This is a genomic window from Mucilaginibacter sp. cycad4, assembly GCF_034263275.1.
GTDB lineage: Bacteria > Bacteroidota > Bacteroidia > Sphingobacteriales > Sphingobacteriaceae > Mucilaginibacter.
The window spans coordinates 7,009,832-7,028,714 of the sequence record NZ_CP139559.1; the positions used below are offsets into that span (position 1 = coordinate 7,009,832).

Below are 18,883 nucleotides of genomic sequence, written 5' to 3' on the forward strand. Positions count from 1 at the left end.
ACGTTTATTTAAAATATATGTGTTTATTTTGGTTGAATTTATCTGCACATGGAACAAACAATTATAAACGATTATACCCAAAGAGCAAGCCTCGCCGCCACCGAAGCCGCCAAACATAAAAAGCTCGCCAATACCTATTCGCTGCTGAGGCTTGGCATTTTTGCCATGGTGGCTATAACTATAGCCTTCGCCATTCATTTCGACAATTTCAGCATTATTGCTATAGCCTTTGTACTGCTGGTTTTTGCCTTTGCCTGGCTGGTAGCCCGCCAAAGTACTTTTGAAAAGCAGAAACAGTATTATGACGACCTGCAACAGGTGAATGAAAACGAAATAGCCAGTATCCAAACCCACGGCAATATCTACAACAATGGCGCACGCTATGGCAACGATAAACACTTTTATACTTCCGACCTGGACATTTACGGTAATGCATCCTTGTATCAGCTCATTAACCGTGCAGCTACCACACCGGGTAATAATAAACTGGCCGGCTGGCTTAATGCCCCGGCATGCAAACAAGCCGTATTGCAAAGGCAGGAAGCCGTTAAAGAAATAGCCGCCAAAAACAGCTGGAAGCTCGATCTGCAAACCCGGCTCATTTTTGCCATAAAGCAGGATGTGAACCAGCTTAAAAACCTGTTCAGATACCTGCACATCCCGCTTGATATGCCCGGCGAAAAATGGCTTGCCGCTTATACCAAAATAGCTCCTTACCTGTTTACGGCATTGTTGGTAGTTGCTTATTTTTATTCCCCGGCAAAACTTGCGGCCATTGTGGTTGGCTTGTTTAATATGGGTGTGGTGTTTTCAAAAGCAGCCTACATCCGCAAAGCCGATCTTATTGCCGGTAAAATTGGCGATACTTTAGCCAACTATGCCGGTGTATTTAAGTGTATCGAAGACCAGCAATGGCAGGCTACCTATAGCAGTGTATTAGCACAACAGCTAAAAACGGATAAAACATCAGCCAAAATAAAAGAACTGGGGGAGTTGATCAACAAGCTTAATTATCATCTTAACCTATTGATTGGCTTTGTACTCAACTTGTTTTTTTTGTGGGATATCCGCCAGATCATCGCCATCGAAAACTGGAAACGGCAAAACCAGGACAGCCTTGAAGCCGCTTTTGATGTCATCGCCGAATTTGAATCACTCCTGAGCCTGGCGGGTTTAGCCGTAAACTACCCGGATTGGAGTTTTCCTGTAATTGACGACAGGCCCGGCTATACCCTTACTGCCAATGCCATCGCCCATCCGCTTATTGATGCCGCTAAGCGCATCGAAAATGATTACGAGCTGGATGATACTTTTAAAGTTGATATCATCACCGGATCAAATATGGCCGGTAAGAGTACTTTTTTGCGTACGGTGGGTATTAATACCGTGCTGGCCTTAAGCGGTGCACCTGTTTGCGCCAAAAGTATGCAGGTTTCGGTGATCACCATGATCAGCTACATGCGCATTAAAGATTCGCTCAATGAAAGTACTTCAACCTTTAAAGCCGAGCTCGACCGCCTGCAAATGCTGCTGGCTGCCGTTGAAAATGAGCCGAAAGTATTTTTCCTGATAGATGAAATGCTGCGGGGTACCAATTCGGTTGATAAATACCTCGGCTCAAAGGCGGTTATCGAGCAACTCATCCGCAAAAATGCAGTGGGTATGGTAGCTACTCACGATTTGCAGATAGCTCAGCTCGAAACCAAATATCCTGATTACGTACGTAACTTTTATTTTGATATCCAGGTAGTGAACGGCGAAATGCTGTTTGATTACAAGATCAAACATGGCGAGTGTAAAACTTTTAATGCCTCGTTGTTGCTTAGGCAGATAGGGATTGAGGTAGGGGAAGAGTAACCTGAACAGGGATTTGGGGGGACTTTTTTGATTATAGGATTTTCCTTTGTCAGTTTCAGACAAAATCCCCGGAATCAAAAAAATCCCCCCCCCAAAAAATCCCGGTTCAGAAAAAGAGCCGGAAGCATTTACGCCCCCGGCTCTTTTATCTTGATTCTTTATTCTAAAAGTCTTGACTTCTATACTTGATTTCTAAACAAAACTATCGGCCTCCTGTAGGTGAACCGCCGGCACCCTGGTCGCCTTGTTTCATGTCATCATTGTTGATGCCTTTTTTTTGCTGTTGCGGGTTGCTGAAACTTAATTTACCGAAGCTGTAGCTAAACGTTACACCAAACGAACGGAATGGGAACGCAAATTTGCTGCTTTGTGTAAATGTTGGCGTTTTTAAATCGGTATTGAAGTTTTTATAGGTACTGAACGGCTCAATGGCGTTAATACCGATAGAAGCTTTCTTCTGCATGAATTGTTTTTTAACTCCCACACCAAATATGCTGAACGATGGGTTTGAACCCTGGATGGTACGGCGTGCCGAGTTTTGAACTGCAAAGCTCTCGGCAATAAAACCACTTGGCAAAGTAACCTGGGCGCTCAAAAACGCATTGTACTGAAAATAGGTTGAGGTTTGTGTTTGCTCATGAGTTAACTGGTTAATAGCAGTTGGCTTATAAGTATAAGCGTTGATACTACCGCGAATGGTCAGGATTTTAAACGGAGTAACCGAACCGAAGAAACTTGCACCTATAGAGTTGTTAGTACCTATGTTTTGATAGGTAGTTATGGTACCCTCCTGGTCTTCGGGCAGGTTAGTTACTAAACCTTCAATTAAACCTGTTGTATGTTTATAATATGCCGATAAGTTAATTACCGACGATTTAATGAATGTGTTATAGCCTAATTCAACAGTTTGTGAAACCTCGGGCGCAAGTAACGGGTTACCTACTGTTTGTGCAGTAATATTGCTCTTGTTCACAAACGGGTTCAAAAATTGCAGGCTTGGCCTTGTTATACGTTTACTGTATGCCAGTTTGATGGTTTGGGTTGGGGTAAGCGCTTTTTGCAAGGTTAAGCTTGGTATAAAAGTATTATAGTTTTGATCAAACGGTTGCAGGCTCTGTAAATCGTTTATCGGTTCACCATGGATATCGGTATTTTCGAGCCTTGCACCGGCAAGTATTGAATAACCTTTAGGCAGGGTAACCGTTAATACCGAGTAACCGGCCCAAACAGTTTGATTATAGTTATATTTATTTGAATTTACAGGGTCATAAACAAAACTATCACCGCCGGGATTGAAATAATCCGAAACGCTTTTTATCCTCCGGATAATGTTTTTACCGCCGGCTTCCAGCTTCAGTACTTTGTTAATTGGCAAAACGTAATCGGCCTGTATGGTGTACTCATTATTCTTTCCGTCGATATTATTCTTCAGGTTTTGAAATTCATCGGTATTGAAAAAATAGGTGGTGTAATCTGTCACAATTTTGCTGTGGCTCCATTGGGTAGATAAGCTTAACTCATGGCCTTCTTTTTTAAACTTGTGCGTATAATCAACATTCCAGTCAAAGCCGCCAAATGAGTTATGTCCTATATTATTGCTTTGATAAGCGTTATTAAGCGTTGGATCATAATAATAAGTACGGGTATAGTCGGTTTTGCTGTTAGGATCAAAACCGCCCTGGTTTAAACGGATTGACGTACGCAAATTGTTAAACGCGTTAAAATCATACCCGGCCGATGCTGAACCAATGATACCATGGCGTTTAACACGGCTGGTACCTGTTGAAGTTTGTGAACGGTGCTGCGTTGGGTCGTTAAAGAAAAAGTCCTGATCGCTTGATGTAAGGGATGTTTGCGGCCATGTAGCATTACCACCTACGTTTGCCGATAAGCTTAACCTGTTGTGGTTGTAGTTGATATTGGCGTTGCCGTTGTTTTGACGTGTACCAACACCACCGCTGATTGAGCCGCTGATACCCGAAACATTTTTTTGCTTGGTGATAATGTTCAAAATACCGGCCGAACCTTCGGCATCATATTTTGCCGATGGCGAAGTTACCACCTCGATGCTCTTGATCTGATCGGCAGGGATGGTTTTTAACACATCTGATAAGCTGGCCGATGTAGCGCCGGATGGCTTGCCATTGATCAATACGCGTACATTCTGGTCACCGCGAATAGATACGTTACCGTTAAGGTCGACGGCAACCAAAGGCACTTTTTGTAACACATCGGTAGCGTTACCGCCAGCAGCAGTAAGATCTTTCTCCGCGTTATAAACTATCTTATCGATCTTATTTTCGATTAATGCGGCCTGGCCAACTACGGAAACTTCTTTAAGCGCGTGTGAGCTTGGGGCCAATAGTACCTGGCCAAGTTTAGCATCGGGTTTTGATGGGGTAGTGGTTACCTGATCGATATATTTAGTTGGATAACCAATAAATGAGATAGCCAGCTTATATACGCCCGGCTTTATATTGTCTAATTTAAAGTTACCCTTATCATCAGTTACAACACCGGTAATTGGCGATTTGCCTCCGCTGCGATATAAACCAACCGAAGCATAGTCCATTGGTTTTTTGGTAAGTGAGTCAATGATAGTGCCTGATATTCTGCCGGTTGTGGTAGCTCCCCCGCCCCCCACACCAAACTGGGCCCGGGCCGATAACGCGAAGCAGAACAATGCAATAAGTATGTAAAAACGTTTCATTTAGTATTATTTTGGTAATTGGAGGCGAAAATACTTTAAATGTTACATGCTGAATTTTTATTTTTTTACAAATAGTGCATTTGTAATGTATAAGTTACACTACCATGATGTAACCGCGGATTTTACAATGGGGGATTAAAAAGAGGGATTTGCGATGGGTGACAATGATAAGAATCATGTCAATTGCGAGTGATACAACTTAGGGAAATAAATGACAACGCCAGGGAAGATTTACGAAGTTTCGAAATTTCGTAAATCTGGATTCAACGTCGTTTTTTAGGAGAAGGCACAAGTCAGCCTGGCCCGGGGCAGCTACACAAGACTTGCGCCAGCAGAGTAAGGGGAAATGACAAAGCGGTTGAAGCCCTACGCAGTTTTTAGAATTTCGTAGGGCTGGATTCAACGCTTTTTTTAGGAGAAGGCATAAGTGGGCCCCGGCCCGGGCAACCACACAAAACTTGCGCCAGCAGATGAAACGTGGGATTTTACTCCGTTGTTACCTTCAAATTCAATGTATCTGCCTGCATAGCGGTAAAAATGCCAAGCCCGTTAACAACATTGGTTGGGGTATTTACCAGGTTTTGCGAGCTGCCACGGGTATTGCTGGTTAATATATTAATGTATTCATCGTTTACCCTCAGCAATATTACTTTATAAGCCCCGTAGTATTTGAAAGTGGTTTGTGTTATGCTGTATGTCGAGGCCCGTTCGGTATTGATTTCGAAGCTTGGGTTCCTGTTGTTCCTTACCGCTATGATCTCAAAAGGATTACTGTCGGTGTTTTTGAAAAGCAACATATGCTGTAACGAATCGGGGTTGGTCCAGGTGATGGTAGCACGCACCTTATCATTATAAGCCTGGTCAAGCGTATTAGGCTCATGGAACACGGTGTCGGTCAGTTTAAACCCAATTGGTTTGCCGGGCATCACTGTTGACGCACTCACATTGCTGTTGTTGTAGGTAAACTGCATGGAATAGGTTTTACCTGCAGTTATGAATGAGGCATCAGCATATGTGTAAGTACCGTTTGTTCCTTCGGTAAGTTTTACCGTCTGTATACCGTTGCTTACATTGATTGTCAACCCGGTAATGGCGGATCCGTAAGTAGCTGTATCGGTAAGGTCTTTTTGCTGATAGACTTTTAGCGACAGTGGTTGCCCCGCAACAAGGTAAGCTTCAACAACCGGTTTGTTTACCGCATCTGTATCAGAAGAGTTTTTTTTGCAGGCCGATGCCATCATCAGGCAGCCGGCTATTAATGCGAGGCATATATATCGTATGTGTGTTTTTATTTCCATCTTAAGCTTAATGTAACGTTAGGGGTAAAGCCGAGGTAGTTAACATCGGTGGTGATAACCTGGTTGTTTTGCATCTGGTATTCGCGGTACCAGGTATTGGTATGATTGTAAACGTTAAACAGCGACAAGCCTATCGATCCTATTTTATGCCCGTCTATCTTCAGCAGATCATATGATACCGACATGTCCAGCCGGTGATAGGCCGGCAAACGTTCGGCATTTTTGTCGCTGATGTTGAGGTAAGTGATGCTGTTGCCATCAACCGTTTTAATGGTGTAGCTGGATAGCGGGGCCGTGTAAGGGTGCCCGGTACTGAACAGGAAGGTAGCGGCGAAGTTCCAGCGCTCGTAATGGTACATATTGATGGATTTAAACTCATGGCGTACATCCTGGTCTGCGGCGTAATAATCAGTGCCAAAAGCTGAGAATTTATTTTGAGCCTGTGCAAGGGTATAGCTGATCCATCCGGTATAACGTCCCATTTTTTTCTGCACCAAAAACTCAACGCCTTTAGCACGGCCCGTTCCCTGGTAAAAATCTTCGGTCACACTTTGTGTTTGATTTTGGTTTGGATCCATCCTGAAACCACCGGCAGGCTGCGTTTGCCTTACGGTGTACTGCGTGAGACCGCTGAGTGTTTTGTAGTATCCTTCAACGCTGAACAAAAGCTCATCAGTTTCATAGCTGGTGCCTAATATAAAATGCCTTGCCATGCCAACGGGGATATTGCTGTTGTTGGATAGTACCCAGAAATTACGGTTCCCGGCTAAAATATCCTCGCGGATCACCTGGTTCTCAAACTGGTAAAACTGCCCGGTTGCGCCTTTTATGGTAAATTTATCGGTAAGGTTATAACTTGCCGAGAGCCTTGGTTCAAAGTAAGGCTTGGATGTAGGGCCAAAATAACTGGTGCGCAAACCCGGCTGAATATGGAATTTATTGTTTGGGTCGATTGCCAGCTCGGTATAAAAGCCGGCCAGCATGGCATTATTATGCTGGTTAATGAGCTTGCTGGTATCGTTTTGGGTATACTCGTAATCTATTTTTTTGTAGGATGCAAAACCACCGAAGAGCAGCTTATATTTGTTACTGACTGTCCATTCCCATTCAGATTTATAGCTCACATCCTTCAGGTTGTTGGTTTCAAGCGTGCCGTTGCTCAGCGTATGCGAGATCCCGTTGGTGTCGATCTGTGAAAAGCCCGAGGTGCTCCTGTTCCTGTCATTAAAGTACGATGAGTAAGTAATGTAGTTGTTTGAATATAACTTCTTATTCCATTGCCTGAACCATTTGATACTGCTGCCCAGGTTGCCGTACTTGGTATAGTCGGTTATGTTAATGCCGCTGCTGCCCGACGACAGGAATGATGGCAGGCCCAGTTCCCTGCTGTTATCTGTTTTATCGGTACCTGTGTATAAGGTCCATGATACCTTATCTTTTTGACTGATGCTGTACGTGTACTTGGCATCAAAATCGTAAAAGTAGGAGCTTGGGGTAATTTGATTGGCAAAACCTCCGCCGCCAAAGCCACCCCGGCCACCGCCACCTCCCGGACCGCCGCCCTGTGTGGTAGTAGTTTGATTAAACTGGTTAAAGATCTTATTATAAAATGGCCCCTGGTACGAGCGCCTTACCGCTAACAGCAAGGTCGACTTATCCGACAGCGGCGTTTCCAGGTAACCGCTGGCGCTTAGTAAACTCAAATCGGTGCCGATATTGGTTTCGTTCTTGTTCCCTTCCTTGCCGTTAAGTTCGGTAACGCTCGAAAGCCTGCCGCCATACTTAGCCGTAAAGCCGCCTTTATACAACTGCACATCTTTAATTGCACTGGCATTAAAAGCACTAAAAAAGCCGTACAGGTGATCAACCTGGTAAATGGTAAAACCATCCAGCACAACCAAATTTTGGTCGGGCGTACCGCCGCGTACGTATGCACCTGATGATGACTCGTTGGTGCCACTTACGCCGGGCATCAGCTGGAAGGCCCGCAGTACATCTTTATCGCCCATAGTTGGCAGCTTATCTAAATTGGCCGGCGAAAGCTGTAACACGCCAACCTGCCTGCTATCGGTATTCATAACGCCGCTTTTTTTACCGGTAATGGTAACCTCGTTTAAGCTGTTGAGCGATGAGTACAAACCACAGATCAGCGGCGAATTCAGCTTTTCGCTGCTCAGCCTGAAATAGTCGGTTTGATATCCCGTATATGAAACCTCCACTACCGATGTATCTGAAGGTACCCTGAACATGGTAAAATAGCCGTCGGCGTTGGTCATCACATTCAGGTCGGTCCCCCTGATCTTCACCGTTGCGGAGGGTAGCGACTCGCCCGTTTGCTGGTCAATCACCCGGCCGTTAATACTGACCAGGAAATGTTTGGGCTTAGCTTTGGGGGCCTCAATCTCTTTGGCCTTTACTGCATTGGCTGCCTGCAATGAGAGTTTGTTGAGTTTTTGAAGCCGCGCCAGGTCGTCGGTGTTTTGAAGGATATAGATGGTGCCGCTTGATTCTATCCAGTAATGTAAACTGTTCTCATTGCAAACTTTGGCAATTACTTCTTTCAGCGGCTCTTCAAAAAAATGCTCAACAATATCCATTTCATGCAAGGGCTCACGTTCAAACACGATGCGGACCTTGTAATTCATGGCCAGTGTATCAAAGAGCTCATCAAGCGGACATGAAAAAAAATGGTTAACCACAATCTTTTTAAGTTTTTGCTGCGTTTGCTGACTATGGGCCACCGTACCGCACAATACAAGGGTGGATATTAACAATAAGGAAAATTTCTTCATGTAGGGGTATATTTTCTTCAGCGCCGAAATTGCACCTTGTTTTGATGTGCCTCAAATAAAATCGACCATGGGAGGCTTTGTGTCGACCAGACGGCAGGATGTGTGGTAGGGGGATTGGTGGTTAGCAGAGATAAATGACAGTTGTTAGTGATAGTGGCAGGTTTTGACGCAGCGATATGGGAAAATGCTTATAAAGAATGTCATTGCGAGCGCAGCGCGGCAATCGCACGGAAGCAGAGCCGCCCCGTATAGTATGCGATTGCCACACCGCGCTACCTAATTACATAATAAAAAAATTATCGTCGTGTTGAACTTGTTTCAACACCTCACTCGCTAAGCCACATGCTAAGCAAATCGCCTACCTTTCTTGTGGGGTGCTGAAACAAGTTCAGCATGACGGCATGGAGATGTTATTTCAACTTCTGAGTCCAGGGATTTAAACACTCACACCTGTTTGCTTACACCTTCCCGATCATCCTGTTGATCACATCACGATAACCATCACTTAACGGTATCTCCGTATTGATGAGTTTGATGCGGGCGCGGCGCATCTGCGATACATGGTCGAGGTTTACGAGGTATGACTTATGTACCCTGAAAAATTGGTCCGGGGGTAATTGCAGCTCGATAGCTTTGAGGCTGATACGGGATAATACCGGTTTTTGCTGATTGATGAGATGTACTTTAATATAATCTTTCAAGCCCTCAATGTATTCAACCTGGTCAAAACTGATCTTAACGAGGTTATAATCAGCATGCAAAAAGAAATGGTTTTTTGTTGTAGGCTGCGGTACATAACTGCGGCGAAGCTCGTACAAATCGAGCGCTTTGTGGCAGGCCTTTAAAAAGCGGTCTAAGGGTACAGGCTTAACCAGGTAGTCAACCACATCAAGCTCAAAGCCTTCCACCGCAAATTTTTCGTAGGCAGTAACAAATATCACCATGGGCTTCTGTGTCAAACTCCTGACCAACTGTAACCCATTGATGCCGGGCATGTATATATCGCTGAAAATAAGGTCGATCTGTTCCTTTTGCATGGCTATGATCGCTTCACCTGCGTTACGGCACCGGGCTACTACCTGTATGGTGTTCACATGTTTGAGGTTGTCTTCCAGCAGGTCGAGCGCAAGCGGCTCATCGTCAATTATTAAACATCGCATCATTTAAGTTCCAATTGCAGCATAACTATATAAGCCTGCTCGTTTTTATTGATATATAGGTTGTGTTTGCCAGGGTATAATAGTTCAAGCCGGCGTTTAACATTAGCCAGGCCAATACCCGAGGCATTATCCTTACTGCCTTCAGTTGGGTTGTATACATTTTGTACGCTGAAGCGAAGGTTCTTTTCATCGGTAAAAAGTGTGATGGCTATGGCCGGCGACTCAATATCGCCCGTGCCATGCTTAAAGGCATTTTCCACAAACGGGATCAGCAGCATGGGTTCAATGCTTTTTTCAGGAGCTTTAATATCAGAGCTGAAACTGATCTTCACCTGGTCGCGGAAACGGAGTTGCTGCAATTCGATATAGCTGCGCAGGTAGTCTTCCTTTTGGCACAGCGTAACTTTTTCGGCATCGGTTACATAAAGCATATACCGGAGCAGCCTGGAAAGCTGGATCAATGTAGGCTCAACTGCCGAAGGGTTTAAACGCGAAAGCGCTACCGCGCTGTTGATCACATTAAAAATGAAATGCGGACTGATCTGCGAACGTAAAAATGCCAGTTCAGAGATCAGCGAAGCATTGTCTATATCCTTTTTTTTATTGATAGCCTTAAACTGGTCGGCCAGGTAGTGATAGGCAAAGCTTCCGGCGGTAACTGATAATAAGGGGAAAATAACCAGGAACGGCCCCGGAGGACGATGATGTTGCCCCATCCACGGGAAATGAGGCACGGGGAAATAATGCCGTACTTCCATCAGTATTATATTAAACGCCACAAAGGAGGCAAGCAAGGCAAAAAAGTAAAACCAGATGTTGTTTTTTAAGATCCTGGGAATAAGGAAAAAAGCGTTCAGATAAAATTCGGCCGCGAGCACGAGATTAAAACTGATAATGTGCCCCAGCGAAAAAGCAGGCTGCGGAAAGCCGCGCATATCCGGCCTGGAAATGATGGGCGTAAAAATGATCAACGCCCAAAATAACAGATGGATACAAACTTCGATAATCAGCGCCGGCTTTATCCGTTTAAACATATCATGCTAAGGTAGCCTCATTTTAAACCCCCACTTAATATAATAGACGAGGGGGTAAAATGTGCCGACGAAAGTACGGTATCTGTTGTATGGAAACCTAATTTGCTAAGCTTTTCAGGGCATATTTAACATCTGTTAACATTTGAGGGCTTTGATTGAAAACAAGCACGTTCGCCGTATAAAAACGGCAGCATTTTCCGTTAAATTTGTTTAACAATTAATTACCTATGTCGATAACAAAACCCATCCTCCGAATTTTTGATTACGATAAAGCCATTGAATTTTATATCAACTGGCTTGGCTTTAAAACCGATTGGGAACACAAACCCGAAGGTGTGCCGGTATACATCCAAATTTCCCTGCGCGATGTTGTGCTTTACCTCTCCGAACATCATGGCGATGCCAGTCCCGGCAGCCACATAGCTATTGATGACTTTAGCGAGCTAAGGGATTATCACGCCCATCTCATCGCCAAAAAATACAAATACAATCGCCCGGGTTTGGAAGTGCCTGAATGGAATGACAAGGCTATCACCATGACCGTTCATGATCCTTTTGGCAACAGGCTAACATTTAGTGAGGAATTGAAGGGGTAGGTTGATTTTTCTTTTTATCCTTTTTTTTAGCGCAAGTCTTGTGTAGTGGTTAGAGGGCGGGTGACTTGTGCTTTCGTTAGTCTGTCTTGTCCTAAAATAGGTTTACACAACAGTAAACAAAAATGGAAAGATATTCAAAAGTGTATGGCAGCAAATGGCAAAGCCAGTACAGCGAGGAGTTTAAGCGTAAAGTTTGTCAAGAATATTTAGAAGGTCAGGAAAGCCGAACAACGATTGAAAGGAAATACAAATTAGGCAATAGCCGTATTGCGTTTTGGCTCAAATCATTCGGATTGGAGATGAAGAAAACAATTTATGTATCTTCGAATGATATGCCAACCAAGAAAGATCAGGATGTCCCGGCCGAAAACAGCGCATCAATTAAGTTATTAAAAAAGCAACTTGAAGATGCATTGCTGGAGAAGGAGCTTTATCGTAAAATGATAGAAGTGGCCGAAAGAGATCTTAAGATCAATATCCGAAAAAAGTCCGATACCAAGTAATCCGTGAGATTAAAGACAGCTACCCTGGGATGAGCCTGGTGAAGTGCTGTTGTTTACTTGGAGTTACCCGGCAGGCCTATTACCAGCATTTTTGGGAGACAGAAGCGATAAGCTTTGAGCAGGAAATATTATTAAATGAGGTCCGGGCAATAAGGGCCATACATCCGATTATTGGCGGTAAAAAACTCTATGTTTTGCTGCAGCCTTTTTTGCTTGAGCACCGGATAAAAATGGGCAGGGATGCGCTTTTTGATCTGCTTGCTGCTCACTACTTGTTAGTTAGAAAGAAAAGGCGGCGCATACATACTACTCAATCTTTTCATTGGCTAAGAAAATATCCTAATTGCATAAGAGAAATTATTCCGACTAAAGTGAACGAAATATGGGTGTCAGATATCACTTACTACAGGACAAAGAAGGGATTCGTTTATATCAGTTTTATAACGGATGCCTATAGTAAAAAGATCGTCGGCTATCATGCCGCTGATACACTGGATGCAGTTCACACACTTAGTGCTTTACAAATGGCCATTAAAGAAAGTGACCAGCCTTTGACTGGCTTAATACATCATTCAGACAGAGGTGTTCAGTACTGTAGCTATGATTATGTAAAGCTATTACAGGACAATGAAATAATCATCAGCATGACCGAAAACGGAGACCCTTTAGAGAACGCAGTAGCGGAACGGATAAATGGAATAATGAAACAGGAGTACCTGGAACATCATATACTTAATGATAAAAACCAGGTTATGGAACTTTTAGCTAAGTCTGTAAACACTTATAATAAGCTAAGGCCTCACATGAGTTGCAATATGCTTACACCTGAGATCGTACATCAAAATAACCTATCTGTACAGCGAAATTGGAAAAGTTATTATAATTCAAAAAATGTCAATCTGTAAACCTATTTTAGGACTAATCAATAATGTAAACCTATAGCAGGATTAATCAATTAAACTGTAAACTTATTTTAGGACGATACAGTCCCAAAGGCACAAGTCATCTACCCGCATTCCTGCCGCACAAGACTTGCGCCAGAAAAGGTTCTCTTGTTAGACCAAAGGAAATGACATTTTTTTTGAACTGGATAGGATTCTTTATTAATTATAAAATGTCCATGAAACGCCGAATTTCAAGATGGCATCCTGTTGTGGGTAACGGTTAACCGTGTAATAGCCTTTGCTCCAGGCGCGCTGGTTGATATAATCATAAGCAACAAACAGGTTGGTACGCTGCAAGGTTGCTTTGAAAAATACACCAAATATCGGATAGGATGAAAACGTAACGTTTGCGCCATTATAAAACTGGCCCAGGCCTGGGGCATATGAAGAGGCAACATATTCTGTATTGTACCTTCCATTTATACCCATACTGGCATGCAGTACATTAAGCAAAACCCTGTTAACATATAAGCTGCTGTAAGCATATACTTCCGGCGTGCGAAGCGTGTTTTGATAATCGGTTTTTTGATATACCACGTAGTTGTCAAAATGCAGGCTCCGGTAAGTAAAGTTTTTACCCAAACTTACTTTTAACAGGTTGATAGAGTTGTTAAGTTGAGCCGGACGGACATCAGTACCGCCATCCTGCGCTGTAAAATACAGGTAATTGCTGATCAAAAAGTATTCGGCCTTTAAATCAATTTGCAGGGCATTGTTAATGTAGTTAAACGATGCGCTGGTTGTTTTTTGATTACTGAAATCATTATGAAAAATATAATGATTGGAGATCCAGTTGTTATAAACCAGCGGCGGAGAGCTGTTTTGCGAATAAGCTTCTAAAATGATCTTTCCGGTTTTTTTACCGCCTGCCAGGGTAAGTTTGGCATCATAAAGGTAGTTGCCAAAATCCCGGCCCTGGGCAATCTGCCTGAAATCGGCGTCGAGCGCAATACGGTCGCTAAAGCGGTAACCAAGTTTAGCTTTAAGTGTAATATCCTGGAAAGTATTGTGCTGCACTTTGTCCTGGTGAACATATTTTGCGCCATACTCGTTAAGGGTGGTGTCGCTAACATATTGGTTGTATGAATAAAAATCATGCACAAGGCCCAGATCAAGCTTCAACTCATTCTTAACAAATTTTACAGATTTACTGCGGAGGTAAAAGCTATAGGAAAACTCATTTTGAATATGTGTCACGACTGTTGAATCGCGCGACCGGTTATTACTGTAATAATAATCGGGAAATACGTTATAGGTGTCAACACCGCTTTGTTTATACAGGTACCTGCTATTTGATACATGAAGGGTATGTGATACGCGCTGGGTAGGCAGGATCTTTGAATTATCCTTTCCCTTATTCAAGCTATCTATCCGGCCTAAGTAGTAAAATTGTTTAATGTAAAGCCCTTTATCGTTCCAGTTTTCGTAGCTGTAAGGGAGGCGCACAGCCGCCCTGTCTTTTGAAAATGCATTGTTTACATTGGTGCTGGTAAATACCGAATCGTTGAGGATGCTGCCTGTTTCGGGAGCTTTAAGGTTATTAAATAACAGGTTGGCTAACAGGTTGTACCGTTTGCTTTTTGATTCGTACCAGGTAAAAATGGAGGCATTCAAATCGCTCACGTTTTGCCCCAGTACATTATTAAAGTTGTAAAAGCCTTTCGACCCGTTGAAATTAAGATTAAAGCCGATGTTCCAGTTAGGCTTTATATTTTGGGTATGGACGATATTAAACAACTGGATGGCCGAACCGCCAAAGGCGTTGTACAACGTAAGCTTGGTATAAGGTACCCGCGTATTATAGTAATTGATATCCTGCGGCTTCAGTGCATAAATATCCAGTGCATGTAAACCCAGGTCAAAGCCTATGGTCCTGCTGGGCTCAAAAAGCAAAGGCCGTTGTGACAGGCCGATATTACCTAAATGGATCCGTGGGCTGCGCGGATCAATAAGCGGACTGTAGATTTCAAAGCTGGTTATGCCGGTATCAATCGGAAACAGTTGCGTGCTGTCGTTCAGCAAACGCTCATTGGTAACACGGATAAATTTAGAACTAAAAACCACCGAGTCCTTTTTGTTTTCTTCTTTACGGCGCAAACTGTCCAAGAGCTGATCGTCGGTCAGTTGTTTTTCCTGTCGGCGGGCTGTATCACGGGTAGGCAGGTTACGCGGATTGGTACGGTTACCATACTGCGCAAAAGCAGTGTGTACCGATAAGCACATCAGCAATAAAAAAATATATTTGAGCTTTTGGCGCATTAATTACCGGCTATCAGTTCTTTAAGTATGAGGGTCATTTTAGGTTCGGCTTCCTGAGCAATGGCAAGGATTTCTTCTAACGTTATCGGCTTCAATATTTCAGGGAAGCCCTCATCGGTTAATACCGAAATAGCAAACGTTGGGATGCCCATGTGGTTAGCAACAATAACTTCGGGCACAGTGCTCATACCAACGGCGTCGCCGCCAATGATGCGCAGGTATTTGTACTCGGCACGGGTTTCCAGGTTAGGGCCGGTTACCGCTACATAAACGCCTTTATGGCAGGTGATGTTATTTTTCTGAGCGATGGCTAAGCCCTTTTCGATCATATCATGACGGTAAGGCTCGCTCATATCCGGGAACCGTGGGCCAAGCTCTTCATAATTGCGGCCAACCAGCGGGTTTTGAGGCTGCAGGTTAATATGGTCTTCAATGATCATCAGGTCGCCCTTTTTAAAATCGGGGTTAAGCGAGCCGCTGGCATTTGATACGTACAGCGTTTTAATGCCCAGGTATTTCATCACCCTAACCGGGAAAGTGATCTGCTGCATGTTGTAGCCTTCGTAATAATGCAAACGGCCCTGCATGGCCACAACTTTAACGCCTGCAAGGGTACCAAAAATAAGCTTGCCCGAGTGAAACTCAAGCGTTGAGATAGGAAAATCAGGAATGTTAGAATACATCAGCTGTTTTTCAACCTCAATTTCTTTTACCAGGCCGCCAAGGCCGGTACCTAAAATTATACCCACTTCGGGTTCAAAATCGCCTATCCGGTTTTTGATGTACCGGGCGGTGCCTTCAATATTGTCTAACATATGTTTGTACTAATTCGTCAAATTGTTGTTGCCCGTTATTTAAAAAACTAACGCCTATAGGCAGCACCAGGATGGGCAGTTTTTTAACCATCGGAAGCAGGTCCTGTTCCCCTAAACGCTGCGCATCCTTTTCTGTTGTGATGATCACTTTTTTTTGTGATGAACAGGCCGAAAATTCATCGGCAAGTTTACTGATATTTTTTAAGCTAAAACGGTGATGGTCGGGATAATTATGATGAACAACCAGTTGCGTTTGCTTTTTGAGATAGGCTAATAATGGTTTTGGATTAGCTATCCCCGTAAGCAGGAAAACCGTGGTTTGATTATCAATAGTATTTATAACCGGTGTCCCATCCATAGTTTGCGCAGGCAGATAGTTTATGGTGGTGAAAAACAGCGACTGGTGCGGATACGGTTTGATCCGTTTAATCGCCCGGCCCTGTTCCAGGTCACTAAGCGAAGCAGGACATTTACTAATGATGATCACATCAGCTCTTTTACGCCCGCCGAACGATTCGCGCAGGTTACCTGCCGGCAGCAGGAAGTGAGGTTCGTTAACCCGGCTGTAATCAAAAAGCAAAATGCTCATGCCCGGTTCAAGTGCGCGGTGCTGGTAGGCATCATCTAAAATAATAACATCATGATCGTCTTTCAACTGTTCTACACCCTCCACCCGCTTTTCGCAAACGGCTACATCAAGATTCGGGAATTTATGTTTGAACTGTGTAGGCTCATCACCTATATCGGATGCTTTGCTTTCGGCAGAAGCTAATAAAAAACCTTTGGTTGCACGGCCGTAGCCCCGGCTAAGTGTAGTTATTTTATAACTATCCTTCAATAACCGGATCAAATATTCGGTCATAGGGCTTTTGCCCGCTCCACCCACATCAAGATTGCCGACTACAATTATCGGCATATCAAACCCGGTACTTTTAAAGATTCTCCGGTTATAACACCAGTTACGGATACCCACAACCAGGCCGTAAATCAGCGAAAAAGGTATTAAAAGCCAGCGGAGGAATTTCATATATGATTTTTCTCAACCCGTCATTGCGAGGTACGAAGCAATCCCCAAATTACAGGTCCGCTCTGTAGAGTTCGCGATTGCTTCGTACCTCGCAATGACGCATTTCTTCTTTTAATTTTCTGAAGAACAGCAAAGTTAATATTTGATACCAATTTACTACGAGCCTATCACCCCAAACTGTTTTAAATGATGTGTAAAATGCTTGCCGTGCCATATGATCCACTCATAATAATCCATAGGGCCAAAGGCGCCATGAATTACTTTAACATCATTCGTGTTGAAATACCTGTCGAAAGTATCCAGCTCTTTCATTAATTGATTAATGGCTGTTTCGAGGTTGGGGTAGATTAAGGTATCAGCCAATTGTTCTAAAAAGATATTACGGGGTATTTCGGCATCGGTATAAATGGCAGCCTGTTTACGCGCAGCTGTGTTATCATCCGGGCCATCCCAGGTTGGCATTTTTACACCGTTGGTATACTGAACCTGGTCAATAAGGTGTTCAATCATTTGCTGTGGTTTCATTTTGCCCCAAAGCGGTGCTGCTTCGGGCTGAAGGTTAAGCAGTAAGCGGTACAGCACTTTGCGATTGGTAATATCAACAAACTGGTTCATGGGTTGACTGATGTTTTAGCAAATATAGAAATGCCATCAATTTGGGAAATTGCTTTTAAATAATTGTGGTTATTCGAAGAAATTGCGGAGGAAAATTTTGACACGAATTGCCTTGCAGGTATGCCACAATTAATCGAATTAAAATTCTTTCTATATTAAAGATTCGTGTAATTCGGATAATTCGGAAAAATTAGTGTGTAAATTTTTCGCTTATCTGCTTTTAATTCTTCTATAATGTTTTTTACGCGATTTCCCTGTGGCATCAATAACGGATGATGCCTGTTATATTAAAATTCGTATTTTCATTTTTTAGATCACACATTCCATGAAACATAAACTTACCTTATTGTTGTTGATAATGTTAGCTGCACCGGCGTTTGCACAAACCGATAGTAAACTTACCGCTAAATTGAAAGAAGCTGTCAAAGATTTTCGGGGCCAGGTTGGCGTCTATGTACATAACCTAAAAACAGGTAAAACAGCAGAGATCAATGCCGACACCTTATTCCCTACGGCCAGCATGATCAAAGTGAGCATTCAATGCGGAGTAATGGATAAAATAGAGAAGGGTGAGCTGAAGTATAATCAAAAATTAGTTTACCGCGATTCATTGCTTTATGCAGGTGAAGACTTGCTGGGCTCATTCAAAGATAAAGACACCGTGCAGCTAAGTAAGGTGGCTATGCTCATGATCACCATGAGCGATAACACGGCAAGCCTGTGGCTGCAAAAGCTGGTGGGAAGTGATTATATCAACAACTGGCTCAATCAAAATGGCTTTAAGGTAATGCGGGTAAATTCGCGTGTGCCGGGCAGGGAGGCCATTCGTAAGATCTACGGCTGGGGGGTAAGCACCCCGCGCGAAATGTGCCGCCTGTTCACCATGATCCGCGAAGGCAAGGCTGTAAGCCCGGCAGCCAGCGAAAGGATGTACCGGAACATGGGCCGCATTTATTGGGATGAGCATGCGTTATCGCAAATTCCACCTTATGTGCATACCATATCTAAACAGGGTGCAGTTGATGAATCGCGCTCAGAAACGGTACTTGTTAATGCCCCGCATGGCGATTATGTGTTTTCGATCATCACTAATCACAATACAGATACCAGCTGGACTCCCAATAACGAGGCCGGATTACTGATCAAAAAGATATCGGCCCTGCTTTGGCATTATTTTGAACCTGCGGATAAATGGCAGCCGGCAGATGGGGTTGACAAGTTTATGTTGAATGAGTAAAAAATATTTAACAGGTCATAGCTTGTTCTTATCGTG

The 18,883-nt window shown here is 43.5% G+C and carries 14 protein-coding genes; 5 read left to right on the forward strand and 9 right to left on the reverse strand.

Features of this window, described 5'->3' with window-relative positions:
- Positions 1 to 48 precede the first annotated feature (48 nt).
- Positions 49 to 1,857 carry a DNA mismatch repair protein MutS gene (locus SNE26_RS29055; protein WP_321557297.1) on the forward strand — a complete coding sequence of 603 codons (1,809 nt, stop codon included), beginning with the start codon at positions 49 to 51 and terminating at the stop codon, positions 1,855 to 1,857.
- Positions 1,858 to 2,059: 202 nt separating this feature from the next.
- Here the strand turns inward: SNE26_RS29055 and SNE26_RS29060 are convergent, their stop codons facing one another.
- The 5 genes from SNE26_RS29060 to SNE26_RS29080 all read right to left on the reverse strand — a co-directional run bounded on the left by SNE26_RS29060 (position 2,060) and on the right by SNE26_RS29080 (position 10,851).
- On the reverse strand, positions 2,060 to 4,567 hold the full coding sequence (locus SNE26_RS29060) for an outer membrane beta-barrel family protein (RefSeq protein ID WP_321557298.1): 2,508 nt from the start codon (positions 4,565 to 4,567) through the stop codon (positions 2,060 to 2,062).
- Between the two features lie 485 nt (positions 4,568 to 5,052).
- A complete protein-coding gene (locus tag SNE26_RS29065; protein WP_321557299.1) occupies positions 5,053 to 5,865 on the reverse strand; it encodes a DUF4249 family protein in 813 nt (270 codons plus the stop codon).
- On the reverse strand, positions 5,856 to 8,657 hold the full coding sequence (locus tag SNE26_RS29070) for a TonB-dependent receptor (RefSeq protein ID WP_321557300.1): 2,802 nt from the start codon (positions 8,655 to 8,657) through the stop codon (positions 5,856 to 5,858). The genes SNE26_RS29065 and SNE26_RS29070 overlap by 10 nt, the downstream gene beginning before the upstream one ends.
- A gap of 458 nt (positions 8,658 to 9,115) precedes the next feature.
- Positions 9,116 to 9,820 carry a LytTR family DNA-binding domain-containing protein gene (locus tag SNE26_RS29075; protein ID WP_321557301.1) on the reverse strand — a complete coding sequence of 235 codons (705 nt, stop codon included), beginning with the start codon at positions 9,818 to 9,820 and terminating at the stop codon, positions 9,116 to 9,118.
- The gene (locus SNE26_RS29080; protein ID WP_321557302.1) at positions 9,817 to 10,851 is read right to left on the reverse strand and encodes a histidine kinase; all 1,035 of its coding nucleotides are present in this window, start codon (positions 10,849 to 10,851) and stop codon (positions 9,817 to 9,819) included. The genes SNE26_RS29075 and SNE26_RS29080 overlap by 4 nt, the downstream gene beginning before the upstream one ends.
- Positions 10,852 to 11,078: 227 nt before the next feature.
- Here SNE26_RS29080 and SNE26_RS29085 point away from each other — a divergent pair, with 227 nt between their 5' ends.
- From SNE26_RS29085 to SNE26_RS29095, 3 genes are all read left to right on the forward strand, one after another.
- The gene (locus SNE26_RS29085; RefSeq protein ID WP_321557303.1) at positions 11,079 to 11,447 is read left to right on the forward strand and encodes a glyoxalase superfamily protein; all 369 of its coding nucleotides are present in this window, start codon (positions 11,079 to 11,081) and stop codon (positions 11,445 to 11,447) included.
- A 122-nt stretch (positions 11,448 to 11,569) separates the two neighbouring features.
- On the forward strand, positions 11,570 to 11,950 hold the full coding sequence (locus SNE26_RS29090) for a hypothetical protein (protein WP_321554927.1): 381 nt from the start codon (positions 11,570 to 11,572) through the stop codon (positions 11,948 to 11,950).
- A 29-nt stretch (positions 11,951 to 11,979) separates the two neighbouring features.
- On the forward strand, positions 11,980 to 12,855 hold the full coding sequence (locus SNE26_RS29095) for an IS3 family transposase (protein WP_321554928.1): 876 nt from the start codon (positions 11,980 to 11,982) through the stop codon (positions 12,853 to 12,855).
- A 198-nt stretch (positions 12,856 to 13,053) separates the two neighbouring features.
- On the opposite strand, the gene SNE26_RS29100 is transcribed toward SNE26_RS29095, so the two are convergent.
- The 4 genes from SNE26_RS29100 to SNE26_RS29115 form a co-directional block, all read right to left on the reverse strand.
- Entirely contained in the window at positions 13,054 to 15,153 is a 2,100-nt protein-coding gene (locus SNE26_RS29100; RefSeq protein WP_321557304.1) for a putative porin, read from the reverse strand.
- The gene (locus SNE26_RS29105) at positions 15,153 to 15,968 is read right to left on the reverse strand and encodes a purine-nucleoside phosphorylase (protein ID WP_274986791.1); all 816 of its coding nucleotides are present in this window, start codon (positions 15,966 to 15,968) and stop codon (positions 15,153 to 15,155) included. Before SNE26_RS29105 ends, SNE26_RS29100 begins: the two co-directional genes overlap by 1 nt.
- Positions 15,952 to 16,995 (reverse strand): tetraacyldisaccharide 4'-kinase, encoded by a 1,044-nt coding sequence (gene lpxK / locus SNE26_RS29110; protein ID WP_321557305.1) that lies wholly within the window; start codon positions 16,993 to 16,995, stop codon positions 15,952 to 15,954. The genes SNE26_RS29105 and lpxK overlap by 17 nt, the downstream gene beginning before the upstream one ends.
- Before the next feature lie 156 nt (positions 16,996 to 17,151).
- The gene (locus tag SNE26_RS29115; RefSeq protein ID WP_321557306.1) at positions 17,152 to 17,610 is read right to left on the reverse strand and encodes a hypothetical protein; all 459 of its coding nucleotides are present in this window, start codon (positions 17,608 to 17,610) and stop codon (positions 17,152 to 17,154) included.
- Positions 17,611 to 17,935: 325 nt separating this feature from the next.
- Here SNE26_RS29115 and SNE26_RS29120 point away from each other — a divergent pair, with 325 nt between their 5' ends.
- Complete coding sequence (locus tag SNE26_RS29120; RefSeq protein WP_321557307.1) at positions 17,936 to 18,847, forward strand: serine hydrolase; 912 nt, start codon at positions 17,936 to 17,938, stop codon at positions 18,845 to 18,847.
- The last annotated feature ends 36 nt before the right edge of the window (positions 18,848 to 18,883 follow it).

Excerpts from the sequence above, each read along its gene's own strand:
- SNE26_RS29055 (WP_321557297.1), top strand. The coding sequence starts at position 49 with ATGGAACAAACAATTATAAACGATTATACCCAAAGAGCAAGCCTCGCC.
- SNE26_RS29060 (WP_321557298.1), bottom strand. The coding sequence starts at position 4,567 with ATGAAACGTTTTTACATACTTATTGCATTGTTCTGCTTCGCGTTATCG.
- SNE26_RS29065 (WP_321557299.1), bottom strand. The coding sequence starts at position 5,865 with ATGGAAATAAAAACACACATACGATATATATGCCTCGCATTAATAGCC.
- SNE26_RS29070 (WP_321557300.1), bottom strand. The coding sequence starts at position 8,657 with ATGAAGAAATTTTCCTTATTGTTAATATCCACCCTTGTATTGTGCGGT.
- SNE26_RS29075 (WP_321557301.1), bottom strand. The coding sequence starts at position 9,820 with ATGATGCGATGTTTAATAATTGACGATGAGCCGCTTGCGCTCGACCTG.
- SNE26_RS29080 (WP_321557302.1), bottom strand. The coding sequence starts at position 10,851 with ATGTTTAAACGGATAAAGCCGGCGCTGATTATCGAAGTTTGTATCCAT.
- SNE26_RS29085 (WP_321557303.1), top strand. The coding sequence starts at position 11,079 with ATGTCGATAACAAAACCCATCCTCCGAATTTTTGATTACGATAAAGCC.
- SNE26_RS29090 (WP_321554927.1), top strand. The coding sequence starts at position 11,570 with ATGGAAAGATATTCAAAAGTGTATGGCAGCAAATGGCAAAGCCAGTAC.
- SNE26_RS29095 (WP_321554928.1), top strand. The coding sequence starts at position 11,980 with ATGAGCCTGGTGAAGTGCTGTTGTTTACTTGGAGTTACCCGGCAGGCC.
- SNE26_RS29100 (WP_321557304.1), bottom strand. The coding sequence starts at position 15,153 with ATGCGCCAAAAGCTCAAATATATTTTTTTATTGCTGATGTGCTTATCG.
- SNE26_RS29105 (WP_274986791.1), bottom strand. The coding sequence starts at position 15,968 with ATGTTAGACAATATTGAAGGCACCGCCCGGTACATCAAAAACCGGATA.
- lpxK (WP_321557305.1), bottom strand. The coding sequence starts at position 16,995 with ATGAAATTCCTCCGCTGGCTTTTAATACCTTTTTCGCTGATTTACGGC.
- SNE26_RS29115 (WP_321557306.1), bottom strand. The coding sequence starts at position 17,610 with ATGAACCAGTTTGTTGATATTACCAATCGCAAAGTGCTGTACCGCTTA.
- SNE26_RS29120 (WP_321557307.1), top strand. The coding sequence starts at position 17,936 with ATGAAACATAAACTTACCTTATTGTTGTTGATAATGTTAGCTGCACCG.